The organism is Saccharothrix longispora (genome assembly GCF_031455225.1).
In the GTDB taxonomy this organism is placed as follows: Bacteria; Actinomycetota; Actinomycetes; order Mycobacteriales; family Pseudonocardiaceae; genus Actinosynnema; species Actinosynnema longispora.
This window is the reverse complement of record NZ_JAVDSG010000001.1, coordinates 7,563,207-7,576,346: the sequence shown is the minus strand read 5'-3', so window position 1 is coordinate 7,576,346 and position 13,140 is coordinate 7,563,207. Positions and strand designations below refer to the sequence as shown.

The window sequence follows — 13,140 nt, the reverse complement described above, 5'->3', positions numbered from 1 at the left end:
CGTTTGACGGCTTTCGAACCCAACCCTAGCCGAGCCCGAGCGCCGACATGCGCCGCGTGTGGCTCTGCTGGAGCCGCCGGAACAGCGCCGCGATGCCCGCCAGGTCGCCCGAGCCGCGCACGATCAGCTCGGCCAGCCCGTCCCGCTCCGCCACCACGTACTGGGCCTGCGTCAACGCCTCGCCGAGCAGCCGGCGCCCCCACAGCGTGAGCCGGTCGCGCAGCTTCGGGTCGCTCGCGCAGGCCGCCCGGACTTCGCGTTCGGCGAACGCCGAGTGCCCCGTGTCGGCCAGCACGGCCAGCACCAGCTCCTTGGTCGGCTCGTCGAGCCACTCGGCGACCTCGCGGTAGAAGTCGGCCGCCAAGCCGTCCCCCACGTACGCCTTGACCAGCGACTCCGGCCACGACTTGGGCGCCGTGGAGGCGTGGAAGGCGTCGAAGCCCGCCGCGAACGGCCGCATCGCCTCCTCCAGCGAGTGACCGCGCTCGGCCAGGTAGGCCTCCAGCAGCGCGTAGTGGCCCATCTCGGCGGCGGCCATCCGCGCGAGCGCGGCGCGGCCGGCCAGCGTGGGCGCCGTCCGGGCGTCCTCGGCCATCCGGTCGAACGCCGACAGCTCGCCGTAGGCCAGCGCACCCATCAGGTCGACGACCCCCTCGGCCACCCGACCCCCCACCACAGCCCCACCGGCCTCCGCGTCGCTCATGGCGGCGAGCCTAGTCGGGTGTCCTCCACGACACCCCGCGCACGTGAACCCGCAGCCGACGAGGTCGTTGCACCACGATCGGCCTAGCTGCCGGGTAGACTCGCTACTCGACGCCCGGCGCGGCGCGGCCCAGTGGGGGCTCGCAGCGGTGCCGAAGGCTGAACTGCGGCGGCACCGTGCCGCCAGGAGAGGGTGCGCGCACACACCTCGCTGGCCCTCCCGCGACCCGCCCGGTCCTCTTTCGCAGGCCGAGTGGCGGTGACGCGGTCGAGCGGCCCGTACAGGCCGTGCGCGCTGGTACGAGAGAGGCGATCACCCTGACCGCGACGAACGAAGACACGCACATCGACCCGGTGGAACTGGAGCACAGCGAGGCGGGCGTCCCCGAAGAGGACGTCTCGCACCCGCTGGTGGCCGACGCGCCGGTCAAGCCCGACGCACCCACCTTCGCCGAGCTGGGCGTCCGCGACGAGATCGTGCGCGCGCTGGCCGAGGCCGGCATCCACCGCACGTTCGCCATCCAGGAGCTGACGCTGCCCCTGGCGCTGGCCGGCGACGACGTCATCGGCCAGGCCCGCACGGGCACCGGCAAGACCCTGGGTTTCGGCATCCCGCTGCTCCAGCGCATCACCGTGCCGGGTGACGGCACGCCGCAGGCGCTGGTCGTGGTGCCGACGCGCGAGCTGTGCCTCCAGGTCACCCACGACCTGACCGACGCCGCCAAGCACCTCGGCGTGCGCGTGCTGGCCATCTACGGCGGCCGGCCGTACGAGCCGCAGATCGCGGCGCTGCGCAAGGGCGTGGACGTCGTCGTCGGCACCCCCGGCCGGCTGCTCGACCTCGCCGAGCAGCGGCACCTCGTGCTCGGCAAGGTGCGCGGGCTGGTGCTGGACGAGGCCGACGAGATGCTCGACCTGGGCTTCCTGCCCGACATCGAGCGCATCCTGCGCATGGTGCCCGACGAGCGGCAGACCATGCTGTTCTCGGCGACCATGCCGGGGCCGATCATCACGCTCGCCCGGACGTTCCTCAACCAGCCCACGCACGTGCGGGCCGAGGAGAACGACGCGGGCGCCATCCACGAGCGCACCGAGCAGTTCGTCTACCGCGCGCACGCGCTGGACAAGACCGAACTGCTGGCCCGCATGCTCCAGGCCCGCGAGCGCGGCCTGTCCATGATCTTCACCCGCACCAAGCGCACCGCGCAGAAGGTCGCGGACGACCTGGTCGAACGCGGTTTCGCCGCGGCGGCCGTGCACGGCGACCTCGGCCAGGGCGCCCGCGAGCAGGCGCTGCGCGCGTTCCGCTCCGGCAAGGTCGACGTCCTGGTCGCCACCGACGTGGCCGCGCGCGGCATCGACGTCGAGGGCGTCACGCACGTCATCAACTACCAGTGCCCGGAGGACGAGAAGACCTACGTGCACCGCATCGGCCGGACCGGCCGCGCGGGGCGCACGGGCGTCGCCGTGACGCTGGTGGACTGGGACGAGGAGCCGCGCTGGAAGATGATCAGCGACACCCTCGGCCTGGGCAAGCCGGAGGCCGTGGAGACGTACTCGACCTCCGACCACCTGTTCACGGACCTCGACATCCCGTCCGGTTCGACCGGGCGCCTGCCGCTGGGCCTGCGCACCCGCGCCGGCCTGGACGCGGAGCCCGAGGAGAACCTGAAGGGCGAGAAGAAGTCGCGGCGCAGGCGGCGGACCGGGCGCGGCGACGACGGTGAGGTCGAGGAGACCTCGCCCAAGTCCAGCCCCTCGTCGCCCTCGTCCTCGCCGTCGTCCGACGACGAGTCGTCCGCGCCGCGCAGCCGTCGCCGTCGCCGCAGCCGCGGTGGCGTGACCGCGACCGCGACCGAGGGCGCGGGGACCGGCGCCGCGGAGAGCTCGGCCGAGCCCGCTTCCGACGCCCAGTCGGCCTCGTCCGCGTCGGCCCCGTCCGCGTCGGAGGACTCGACGGACCCGGCTCGCCCCCGCAGGCGTCGCCGCCGCCGCCCGGCCACCGGGAGCGCGGACGCGGCGGACGCCCCCGCGTCCGAGTAGCTTCCCCGAGCAGGTTCCCCCGAGGAGGGCAGCCGGCCGACGCAGCCGCTGCCCGACCGGGGTGGAGACACGATCGGGTGATCACGGCCCGCTCGATGTACGGAAACGCCGTTACGGTTATCGGTTGAGAGAATCGGACCGCCGAGACCACCCCGGCGACGCACTCCAGGCCACGTGCGGGAGTCGCCGCGGACAGGATCGAAGGAGGGGCTGCCCCGCCCCTCCCCGGTGAACGCCCGCCCGGGGTGGCGCACCCCCGCGCCCACACCCGTGCCCACACGCCGCGTCACACCCGTGCCCGCCCCGCGCGGCCCGCCGGACGCGACCGCCCGCGCGGTCCCGGACCACGGCCTCACACCGACCTCTTCCCCGTGGTGGGAGCATGTCGCCTGAACGAGTCGCACGTGATCACCGACCATCGGGGAGCCGGGCAGTGGGCCAGCCGGAGCAGGCGGAGTCGAACGGGCAGGTCGTGCTGGACGAAGACGTCCTGCGGGAGCCCGGCGAGAGCGCCACCCAGGAGGACGGGGAGGGCCGCGACGACGACTTCGAGCCGCTGCCCGAGCGCTCCTGGCGCACGACCGGGGACTTCGTCGGCGTCGCCGTGGTCGCCGTGGTCGCCGTCGTCGCCTCGCTGGTCGTCTGGTTCACCTCGGACGCCCGCAACACGGTCAGCCAGGTCGGCTCCTCGCAGGTCAACCCGCTCCAGCCGGTCACCGTGCTGCCCCCGTCGCTGGCCGAGAGCTGGCGCGCCCCCAGCAGCGCCACCCCGGTCCCGGTGAACCTGGACTCGGTGGTCGTCACCGGCGACGGCGGCGAGGTGGTCGGCCGCGACGCGCGGACCGGCGAGGTGCGGTGGCGCTACGCCCGCGACTGGCCGCTGTGCACGGTCTCCACCGCCTGGGGCCGGGTGTTCGCCGTCCACCGCAAGGACACCAACTGCTCCGAGGTCACGACGCTGGAAGCGGCGTCCGGCAAGCGCGGCCCGCAGCGCAACGGTGACGCCGAACTGGGCACCCGCCTGCTGAACGAGGGCTCGCACGTCCTCACCACCGGCGAGTCGTTCGTCGAGGTCTACCGGCGCGACGACCTGGTCCGCTCGATGGAGTACGGCCGCCTGCGCGCGATCGTGAACGCCGGCAAGCAGCCGCGCCCCGACTGCACCTACGGCTCGTTCGCCGTCACCGGCGGCAAGGTGGCGGTGCTGGAGCGCTGCTACTCGCAGGACCCGTCGGACCGCCTCACGGTCCTCAAGCCGAACCCCGAGAAGTCCGACGAGCCGCAGGTCATCAGCACGACGGTGGTCGGCGAGAAGGGCACCCGCGTGGTGGCCGTGACGGCGACCCGGGTCGCGGTGGCCATGCCGGGCAAGCTCGTCGTGTTCGACGCCGACACGGGCGGCCTGGTGTCGGAGCACGCGGTCGACGTGACCGCCGCCGAACTGGAGGGCGACCCGCCCGGCCGGGTCGTCCCCACGTTCACCAGCACCGCGAACACCTACTGGTTCACCGGTTCGAAGACGATCGCCCTGTCGTCGGCGGACCTGGCCCCGCTGTGGGTGGTGGACGGCACGCTGGGCGCGGGCACGACGCTCGCCGGCCAGCTGCTGGTGCCGACGCCGACGGGGCTGAAGGTGGTCGACCAGGTCAGCGGCGGGCAGGTCGCGGAGATCCCGGTGGACCGGGGCGACTACCGCGGGCCGGTGGAGATGGCGACCGAGGGTCCGGTGGTGCTGGAGCAGCGGGGCGACACGCTCGTCGCGCTCCGGTAACGCGCGCCGGCCGCGAGTGCGGCAGACTTGCCGCGTGCACTCGCAGTTCAGCCCGCACCGCGCGGACCGCGTGGACCTGCCCGGCCGGCACGGTCCCGTCGCGGCCCTGCGCGCCCCGGCGGCGGGGCGCGACCTCGGCGCCACGGCGCTGCTGCTGCCCGGCTACACGGGGTCCAAAGAGGACTTCGCGCCGCTGGTGGACCCGATCTCCGACGCGGGGATCGAGGTGGTCGCGATCGACCTGCCCGGCCAGTACGAGTCGGTGGGCCCGGTCGCGGAGGCCGAGTACCGGCCGGCGGCGCTGGGCGCGGCACTGGCCGACCTGGTGGCGAAGCTGGCCGCCGAGGGCAGGCGGGTGCTGCTGCTGGGCCACTCCTACGGCGGGTTGGTGGCGCGGGGCGCGGTCCTCGCGGGCGCGCCGGTGTCGGGGTTGACGCTGCTCGCGTCGGGTCCGTCGGAGCTGCCGCCGGGTGCGCGCCGCACCGCGCTGGACTACGGCGAGGTCGTGCTGCGCGAGCAGGGCTTGGAGGCGTCGCAGCAGGTCAACGAGGCCCGGCAGGCGATGAACCCGCGGTGGCGGTCGATGTCGCGGGAGCTGAAGGACTTCTACCGGGAGCGGTTCGTGCGCTCGTCCCCCGCCGCGCTGCTGGGCATGGGCGAGGCGTTGCGCAGCGAACCGGACCTGGTGGCGAAGCTGGCCCGGGCGCTGCGGTCGTCGGGCGTGCCGTGCCTGGTGGTGTGCGGCGACCAGGACGACGCGTGGTCGGCGGCGAGCCAGCGGGACATGGCCGAGCGGTTGGACGCCGACTTCGCCGTGCTGTCGGGCGTGATGCACAGCCCGAACACGGAGGCGCCGGACGCCCTGCTGGCGACGCTGCTGCCGACGTGGCGGTCCTGGCTGTCCTGAGCCGCCTGTACCGCGCGGTCGACCGCTCAGGCCCAGCCGGGGCTCAGGCCCACCAGAAGAACCACAGGGTCACCGCGACGAGCAGCACGACGGCCAGGCCGCACACGGCCACGACCGCACCGCGCTTGCGGTCGGCGACGACCTGGGCGACCACCGCGGCGGTCGCGGCGGCGACGTGCCCGAGGACCACGTCGAGGCCGGGGCCGGGCAGGTCGTGGACGCTCGCGTAGACCTGCACGCCGATCATGGCCAGGGCCAGCAGCGCGAGGCCGACGGCGAGCGCGCCGCTGACTCCGCGCCACAGCCTGGCGAGGCGCGGTTCGGGTCTGCTCTCCACCATCGTCACGCGGTCAACTCTACGGCGCGAGCAGCGCCCACGGGTCGAGTGTCGGCGCCGCCTGCTGCCCCTCGGGGCACGAGCGGCGGAAGTCGCACCAGGTGCACTGGTTGCCGGTGCGGGGCGGAAACAGGATCTCCGGGTCGCCGCCGGCCTTGAGGGTGTCGGTGGCGAGGCCGATGTCGTCGGCGGACTCCTCGGCGCGCGTCACGTGCCGGGCGAGGCTCTCGTCGGTGTGCTCCCACACGGCGACCGACCGGGTGGGCAGGTGGTGCAGCTCGACGCGGTGGCACGGCTTGCGCAGGGTGCGGCGGGCGGCGAGGGCGTAGAGGGCGAGCGCGAGGGAGCCGCGGGCGTCGTCGGTGGTGAGGGCGTGGCGGCCGGTCTTGTAGTCGACGATGACGAGTTCGCCGGCGCGCAGGTCGATGCGGTCGACCCGTCCCTCGGCGACGATCCTGGACGTGGGCGTGGACACCCAGCGCTCGATGCCGACGGGTTCGATCGAGGTGTCGAGGTCGCCGACGTAGTCGCGCAGCCAGCCCTCGGCGCGGTCGCGGTAGGTGGCGGCCTGGTCGGCGTCGCGGAACCCGTCGTCCTTCCACTGGCGGTGCAGCAGGGCGACGGCCTGGTCGGGGGTGCGGCGGTCGGCGGGCAGGTCGAACAGCGCCTTGAGCGCGTTGTGCACGACGGCGCCGAGGGTGTTGTGCGCCCACGCGCCACCACGCGGGGGTGTCGGCCGGTCGAGGTAGGCCATGCGGAAGCGGCGCGGGCAGTCGGCCCACGTCGCCAGCTTGGCCGGTGTGACCTTCACCAGCTTCTTGGGCATCGCCCCGAAGTCGAACCCCAGCTGCTCCTGCACGCACCCCAAGCTACAGAGGGGCACCGACGGAATCCGCGCGGCTACCTCAACCGACGATGACCTTGCACCCGGTCGCGCGGTCGGCGAGGGCGTCCAGCACGTCGGGCGACGTGGTCTCCGCGCCGAGTTCCACCGTCTTGTTGGTGCCGTGGTAGTCGCTCGACCCGGTGGTGAGCAGCCCCAGCTCGCCGGCCAGTCCGCGCAGGCGGGCACGGGTGGCGGGGTCGTGGTCGGGGTGGTCCACCTCGACGCCGCCGAGGCCCAGCGCGGCCAGGTCGGCGACGACCTGCTCGGACACGATGGGGCCGCGCGAGGAGGCGAAGGGGTGCGCGAGGACCGTCACGCCGCCCGCCTCGGAGATCATCTCGATGGCGCGCGCGACGGGCGTGTCGGTGCGCGGCACGTAGTACCGGCCGCCGGTGAGGTAGCGGGCGAACGCCTCGTCCACCGACGTGACGACGCCGGCCCGGATCAGCGCCATCGCCAGGTGGGGCCGTCCGGCGGGCGCGTCGGCGGGCATGGCCGCCATCAGCTCGTCGGGGTCGATGGGGAAGCCGTCCTCGACCATGCGCTCGGCCATCACGCGCAGCCGCTGCCGCCGCTCCAGGCGCAGCCTCAGCTGCTCCTCGACGAGGGCCGGCGACGTGTGGTCGTAGAGGTAGGCGAGCAGGTGGACGGTGATGCGACGCCCACTGCCGTCGTCGGACGCGCAGGACAGCTCCGCACCGCGCACGAGCCGCAGGCCGGGTGGCAGCGCGTTGGCCGCTTCCGCCCAGCCGGCGGCTGTGTCGTGGTCGGTCAGCGCGACCGCGTCGAGGCCCGCGGCGGCTGCCGCCGCCACGAGCTGCGCGGGCGTGTCCGTGCCGTCGGACTCGGTCGAGTGGGTGTGCAGGTCGATTCGCACCCGCCCAGTCTCTACTACGGCACCATCTTCTTGCCGCGCGCCGCCCGCTGCGCCTTGATCATCGAGAAGCGCTCCGCCTGCGCCTTCTTGTCGCCGAAGGTCAGCTCCGAGATGGCGTCGTAGACCTCCTCGGGGTTCGGCAGGTACTCGATCCGGTTGAGGGCCTGGATCTGACCCGCCGACTCCACCACCAGGGTGCCGAAGCCGAACATGCGCCCGAGCACCGTCCGCTCGTACGTGAGGTCGGTGACCTTGCTGATCGGCATCATGGCGACCTTGGTCTCGAAGACCCCCGAGGAGATCATGAACCGCTTGTCGGTCACGACGATCCGCTCCACCCACCACTCCATGACGAAGTAGGCCAGCCTGAGCAGCACGAACAGTGAGGCATACCAGAGGATGTTCTGGATGATGCCCGCGTTGTCGGGCAGCAGGTAGGAGATGATCATGGCGCCCGCGAGCAGCGCCCCCGCCTCCAGGAGATCCCAGAGCAGGTAGCTCCAGTGCCTGCGTACCCGGATGACCCGACGCTCCGTGGGGAGCAGGTACTCGTCGGGGTCCCGTGGTGCGAACATGCCTTCGACCTCTCGCCGGGTGGAGGAGCCGGGCGACTCAGAACAATTGTTTCACGAAGGTGATGAGCGCCTCAGCGGCTTCCCGGAGCGTGCCCAGGATGTTCTGCACCAGCTGAGCCGCTTGCTGGGGCTCGGCGATCAGGAAGAACAGGACCAAGCCGACCCCGGCGAAAGTGAGAATCTTCTTCAGATTCACGGTGATCAACCCCGTTCGCTACCCGCACCCGTTTGGCGCCAGTGAAAACCGTTGTACCGCACCCGGCGGCACCTCGGGAGATTTGTACCGCACTCGGGGCAGTGGTCTGCACCGCCAACCCGGGGTGACTACACTGAGTAACTGTGACGGCTGAACGGGACCTTCGCATCCGCTGCGTCGGCGGTATCGCACATGACCCGACAGGGCGACTGCTGCTCGTGCGTCGCGGCAATCCCCCAGGTGAGGGACTGTGGTCGATCCCCGGCGGACGAGTGGAGCAGGGCGAATCCGACGAGACCGCAGTTGTGCGGGAACTGGAGGAGGAAACGGGACTCTCCGTGACCGTCGGGGCGTTGATCGGATCTGTCACCCGACCGGGCCCGCGGGGCCTCTACGAGATCCACGACTACGCCTGCCAGGTGCGATCCGGCACCCTCCGACCGGGCGACGACGCTGTTGACGCACGGTGGGTGACCGCTGCGATCTTGGCCACACTCCCACTCACCGAGATGCTCCGGGACACCCTCGAAGCGTGGGGGCAGCTGCCCCGGAGCTGATCACGTTCGCCCGATCAGGGGAGCCACGTCAGCCGTTGGCCGTGCGGGGCCGTGCGCCCCAGGGCGCGGGCGGAGCGCACCGCGCCGTCCTCGAACCGGACCAGCCCGACCACGCCGAACGCCGCTTCCCCGACGCCCGGCCGCAGGTCGGCGCGGTCCGGCAGGACGTGCTCCAGGGCCGCGCCGTAGCCCTCGTGGCTCAGCCACCACAGCGGCCTGCCCAGTCCGCGCAGCGCCTCGACGAACTCCGCCCCCGACAGGTACGGCAGCACGTTGCTCGTCATCACCACCAGCGGCAGCGCTTCGGGAACCCGCGCGGCCGCCGCGCCCAGGTCGGCGACCGCGTCACCGGTGACGAACTCCGGCGGCGACTTGCGCTGCACGGTCGCGGCCACGCCGAACAGCCGCAGCCGCTCGGGCTGGTCGGCCCACACGCACGCCTCCAGCCAGACGTAGGTCTCCTCGTCGGCCAGGTCGGCGGGCGCCCGGTCCAGGCCGACCTTCGCCGCGACCTTCACCGACCTGGGGATCTTCGGCAGCTCCGCGCCGGGCGCCAGCTCCAGCGCGCAGTGCAGGCCGAGCGCCGCCTTGGCGGGCCCCGCGACGAGCTGGCCGGCCTGCTGGGTCTGGTAGCGGTAGCCGTACTGGTCCAGGCCCAGCAGCAGACCGGCCGAGCAGCCGACCTCCAGCAGCCCGACCGGCCCCGCGACCCGCGCCAGCGCCGGGTAGAGCAGCGCGGCTCGGCGCACCTCGTTGGTCTGCGTGCTGCGCGTGGACACCAGGTGGCGGACCCCGTCGGCCCGGTCGAGCAGGAACTCGCGGAACAGCGGCCACGTCTCGTCGTCCGGGCCGTGCGTGCCGCCCAGCGACGGGTAGTAGCGCGACAGCGGGTGGAACGGCTCGGCCTGCACCAGCCGGTGCGCCGCCGCCAGGAGCAGGGTCGGGTGGGCGAACCGCTCCGGGGCGGCGGTCAGCAGGCCGGCGACCTCCGGGTCGTCCGCGGCGCGGGCGGACAGGTGCTCGTAGAGCGGGGAGACGCCGTGCGCCTCCTCCTCCGCGAACGCCGACAGCCGCTGCCGCACCAGGTCCAACGAGGTCACGTCACTCCTCCGACTCAGGACACCGAACCCGGGGTGCCGAACCCGGCCGCGGGCTCAGAGCACCGGCTCGGGCCGCCCCGGCTGCTCGCCACCGCGCGCGTCGCCGTACGAGCGCTTGGGGACCATCACCTTGCGCCGGAAGACGCAGACGACCGTTCCGTCCTGCTTGTACCCGCGCGTCTCCACGTAGACCACGCCCCGGTCGTCCTTGGACTTCGACGGGGTCTTGTCCAGCACCTCGGTCTCACCGTAGATGGTGTCCCCGTGGAACGTCGGCTTGACGTGCCTGAGCGACTCGACCTCCAGGTTGGCGATGGCCTTGCCGGACACGTCGGGCACGGACATGCCCAGCAGCAGGGAGTAGACGTAGTTGCCGACCACGACGTTCCTGCCGAAGTCGGTGGTCCCCGCCGCGTAGTGCGCGTCCATGTGCAGCGGGTGGTGGTTCATGGTCAGCAGGCAGAACAGGTGGTCGTCGTACTCGGTGACCGTCTTCCCCGGCCAGTGCTTGTAGACCTCGCCGACCTCGAACTCCTCGTAGTAGCGCCCGAACTGCACCGCGGCCTCCGTTGGCTGTCGTGGTCCGGCTCTCGTTGGACCGGGACGACAGTGTGAGCACCGGGGGAGTACCCTCGGCAACCGGTCTGTGAGCGACTCCACCGCCGCGACCGCAAACCCGAGGAGGTGAGGACTACCGATGAGTAACGACCCCCATCCTGCGAGTACCTCGCGCGTCCTCATCGGGGGGTCCGCTCTCCGGGGGTAGCTCCCCGGGACAGGCCCAGCACCACCGGTCGGGGACGTGCCGTCGTCGTTGTTCCGAGTCGACGCTCCCCCCACTGGAGGTTCCTCGTGCGCAGCCTGCCCTCGCTCGGCGGCCTGAGAGGCCGTGTGCCGGAACGCCCCGCCCTGCCCGTCCCCGTGCCGCTGTCGGCGTACGTCGTGGACTGCGGCGTGTACGTCGACGGCGCGCGCCTGCCCGGCCGCTGGTCGCACACCGACGCGGTGGAGGAGGTCCGCAAGCGCGGTGACGGTTTCGTCTGGATCGGCCTGCACGAGCCGGACGAGGAGCAGATCCAGGGCGTCGCCGACACGTTCGGCCTGCACGAGCTGGCCGTCGAGGACGCCGTGCACGCCCACCAGCGGCCGAAGCTGGAGCGCTACGACAACACGCTGTTCATGGTGCTCAAGACGGTCCGCTACATCCAGAACGCCTCCCCCGACGCGGCGAACGAGATCGTCGAGTCGGGCGAGATCATGGTGTTCCTCGGCCGCGACTTCGTGGTCACGGTCCGGCACGGCAACCACTCGGGCCTCGCCGCGGTGCGCCGCGAGCTGGAGGGCGACGTCGACAAGCTCAAGGTCGGGCCGGCCGCGGTGCTGTACTCGATCGCCGACCACGTGGTCGACAACTACCTCGACGTGACCGACCACATCGAGGACGACATCGACTCGATGGAGGCGCTGGTCTTCCAGCCCCGCAGCCGGGTGAGCGCCGACCAGATCTACCTCATGAAGCGCGAGGTGCTGGAGCTGCGCCGCGCGGTGATGCCGCTGGCCGTGCCGCTGCGCCGGTTGGCCGAGGGCTACACACCGCTGATCCCCGAGCAGGTGCGCTCGTACTTCCGCGACGTCGACGACCACCTCACCGAGGTGTCCGAGCGCGTCATGAACTTCGACGAGCTGCTGACGACGCTGGTCAACGCCGTGCTGGCGAAGATCACGCTCCAGCAGAACTCGGACATGCGCAAGCTCGCCTCGTGGGTGGCGATCATCTCCGTGCCGACCATGGTGGTCGGCGTGTACGGCATGAACTTCGACCACATGCCGGAGCTGCACTGGCGCTACGGCTACCCCATGGTGATCTCCGTGATCATCGTGGTCTGCCTGACCCTGTACCGAATATTCCGCCGGAACGAGTGGCTGTAAGGACCTCCGACCCTTCTCCTCCGACGGGATGTCGACATGACCCGGATGCTCACCAACCTGCGGTTCTGGATCCTCACCTTCCTGCTGGGCTGGCTCGCCACGGTGACGCTGCTCATCGCCAACGGCGCCTGACCGTCCACACCGGACCGGACGCGGTCAGTCCCACGCCCTGGTGTCCCAGGTGAACGGGATGCCGTGGCCCACACCGGTGCCCAGCCGCAGCGACAGTCCGGCCGGCCACAGCTTCAGCAGCAGCTGGAACTGGTACCTGGTCGGCCGGTGGGTGCGGCGCGGTTCGAACACGAGCAGCGCGAGCGGCGCCATCGGCGTGGCACGGGCGGCGGCTTCGGCGAGCACGGCCCGGCCCATGGCCCGGTCGGCGGGTGAGGCGTACTGCCAGACCACCGAGTGCCACACGACCGTGAGCACGTCCCGCTCGGGCCGCACGAGCTGCTCGGCCAGCCACTCGGGACCGGTCGCCCGCTGCACGGGCACCGGGTCGAGCAGCGCCAGGTCGATCGCGGCCCGCAGCCGCTCCAGCCGGGCCGGCTGGTCCGCCCAGACGAACGACGACAGGTGCAGCCTGCCGTCCTCCGCGGACACGTCGACGGGGTGCAGGTCGCAGCCGGCGCGGCGGACGAGCCGCAGGTTGTGGTCCAGGGCGACCGCCGGCCGGCCGGTCCACCCGGGGTCGAGCGTCAGCGGGCTGCCGGGGTCGCCGAGGCGGACGCCGTCGACGCGGTAGGCGATGCGGTGCGGACGCAGGTTCAGCCCGCCGGACGCGCCGACCTCCAGCAACCGGACCGGGAACGGCGTGCGCCTGCCGGCCTGCGCCGCGGCCAGGTGGGTGGCGGTCTGGAGGCCGCCGAACAGGGGCGCGCTGCGGCCCGGCTCGTTGGTCTGCACGAACGTCCTGGTGATCGCCGCCTGGAGCTCGTCGGTGTGCTCGTGCAGCACGGGCAGGGCGTCGTCCCACAGGGCACCGAGGTCGGGGGTGCCGCCCGCGGTCGGGTAGTGCCTGGCCAGCGTCGGCGCCCGGCCCTCCAGGACCAGCCGGTGCAGGGCGCTCGCGAACCGCAGGCCCGGCACGCTGCCCTGGCGGTCGCACTCGGCGCCGGCCATCACCCGCGCGGTGATCCCGCCGCGGACCAGGTCGTCGGCCGCCCTCACGAGCAGCGCGTGGGTGAGGGGGCTGTGTGTCCGGCAGGAGCGGGCGGCGTCCAGGAACAGCTCGGCGAGCACCCCTGTCACGCTAGCCCG

Annotated in this window: 14 protein-coding genes; 5 read left to right on the top strand and 9 right to left on the bottom strand. The window is 72.6% G+C overall.

Annotation, left to right across the window (positions count from 1 at the left end; genetic code table 11):
• Nucleotides 1–25: 25 nt before the first annotated feature.
• Complete coding sequence (locus J2S66_RS33145) at nt 26–703, bottom strand: ferritin-like fold-containing protein (RefSeq protein WP_310312546.1); 678 nt, start codon at nt 701–703, stop codon at nt 26–28.
• A 353-nt stretch (nt 704–1,056) separates the two neighbouring features.
• Between J2S66_RS33145 and J2S66_RS33140 the strand changes: the two genes are divergently transcribed.
• The 3 genes from J2S66_RS33140 (at nt 1,057) to J2S66_RS33130 (ending at nt 5,423) form a co-directional block, all read left to right on the top strand.
• Nucleotides 1,057–2,745: a DEAD/DEAH box helicase gene (locus J2S66_RS33140; RefSeq protein WP_486374920.1), complete on the top strand. Its 1,689-nt coding sequence runs from the start codon at nt 1,057–1,059 to the stop codon at nt 2,743–2,745.
• 433 nt (nt 2,746–3,178) lie between these two features.
• On the top strand, nt 3,179–4,516 hold the full coding sequence (locus J2S66_RS33135; RefSeq protein WP_310312538.1) for an Rv3212 family protein: 1,338 nt from the start codon (nt 3,179–3,181) through the stop codon (nt 4,514–4,516).
• A gap of 34 nt (nt 4,517–4,550) precedes the next feature.
• Nucleotides 4,551–5,423: an alpha/beta fold hydrolase gene (locus J2S66_RS33130; protein WP_310312535.1), complete on the top strand. Its 873-nt coding sequence runs from the start codon at nt 4,551–4,553 to the stop codon at nt 5,421–5,423.
• Nucleotides 5,424–5,466: 43 nt separating this feature from the next.
• Here J2S66_RS33130 and J2S66_RS33125 read toward each other — a convergent pair whose 3' ends face one another.
• From J2S66_RS33125 to J2S66_RS33105, 5 genes are read right to left on the bottom strand one after another with little or no spacing between them, the layout of a single operon-like run.
• Nucleotides 5,467–5,769 carry a hypothetical protein gene (locus J2S66_RS33125; RefSeq protein WP_310312531.1) on the bottom strand — a complete coding sequence of 101 codons (303 nt, stop codon included), beginning with the start codon at nt 5,767–5,769 and terminating at the stop codon, nt 5,467–5,469.
• Nucleotides 5,770–5,779: 10 nt separating this feature from the next.
• Nucleotides 5,780–6,619 carry a RecB family exonuclease gene (locus tag J2S66_RS33120; protein ID WP_310312529.1) on the bottom strand — a complete coding sequence of 280 codons (840 nt, stop codon included), beginning with the start codon at nt 6,617–6,619 and terminating at the stop codon, nt 5,780–5,782.
• Nucleotides 6,620–6,665: 46 nt separating this feature from the next.
• The gene (locus tag J2S66_RS33115; protein WP_310312526.1) at nt 6,666–7,523 is read right to left on the bottom strand and encodes a PHP domain-containing protein; all 858 of its coding nucleotides are present in this window, start codon (nt 7,521–7,523) and stop codon (nt 6,666–6,668) included.
• A 14-nt stretch (nt 7,524–7,537) separates the two neighbouring features.
• Nucleotides 7,538–8,098, bottom strand: coding sequence for a PH domain-containing protein (locus J2S66_RS33110; RefSeq protein ID WP_306745949.1), 561 nt, complete (start codon nt 8,096–8,098; stop codon nt 7,538–7,540).
• 37 nt (nt 8,099–8,135) lie between these two features.
• Nucleotides 8,136–8,294: a hypothetical protein gene (locus tag J2S66_RS33105; RefSeq protein WP_170185132.1), complete on the bottom strand. Its 159-nt coding sequence runs from the start codon at nt 8,292–8,294 to the stop codon at nt 8,136–8,138.
• Between the two features lie 143 nt (nt 8,295–8,437).
• Between J2S66_RS33105 and J2S66_RS33100 the strand changes: the two genes are divergently transcribed.
• A complete protein-coding gene (locus J2S66_RS33100; RefSeq protein WP_310312517.1) occupies nt 8,438–8,851 on the top strand; it encodes an NUDIX hydrolase in 414 nt (137 codons plus the stop codon).
• 14 nt (nt 8,852–8,865) lie between these two features.
• Here the strand turns inward: J2S66_RS33100 and J2S66_RS33095 are convergent, their stop codons facing one another.
• Nucleotides 8,866–9,951 carry a DUF2332 domain-containing protein gene (locus J2S66_RS33095; protein ID WP_310312515.1) on the bottom strand — a complete coding sequence of 362 codons (1,086 nt, stop codon included), beginning with the start codon at nt 9,949–9,951 and terminating at the stop codon, nt 8,866–8,868.
• 54 nt (nt 9,952–10,005) lie between these two features.
• Entirely contained in the window at nt 10,006–10,509 is a 504-nt protein-coding gene (locus J2S66_RS33090; RefSeq protein WP_310312512.1) for a MaoC family dehydratase, read from the bottom strand.
• A gap of 294 nt (nt 10,510–10,803) precedes the next feature.
• On the opposite strand from J2S66_RS33090, the gene corA reads away from it, so the two are divergent.
• Nucleotides 10,804–11,880 carry a magnesium/cobalt transporter CorA gene (gene corA / locus J2S66_RS33085; protein ID WP_310312509.1) on the top strand — a complete coding sequence of 359 codons (1,077 nt, stop codon included), beginning with the start codon at nt 10,804–10,806 and terminating at the stop codon, nt 11,878–11,880.
• A gap of 156 nt (nt 11,881–12,036) precedes the next feature.
• On the opposite strand, the gene J2S66_RS33080 is transcribed toward corA, so the two are convergent.
• Complete coding sequence (locus J2S66_RS33080; protein ID WP_310312506.1) at nt 12,037–13,131, bottom strand: DUF2332 domain-containing protein; 1,095 nt, start codon at nt 13,129–13,131, stop codon at nt 12,037–12,039.
• Nucleotides 13,132–13,140: the final 9 nt, after the last annotated feature.

Excerpts from the sequence above, each read along its gene's own strand:
- J2S66_RS33145 (WP_310312546.1), bottom strand. The coding sequence starts at position 703 with ATGAGCGACGCGGAGGCCGGTGGGGCTGTGGTGGGGGGTCGGGTGGCC.
- J2S66_RS33110 (WP_306745949.1), bottom strand. The coding sequence starts at position 8,098 with ATGTTCGCACCACGGGACCCCGACGAGTACCTGCTCCCCACGGAGCGT.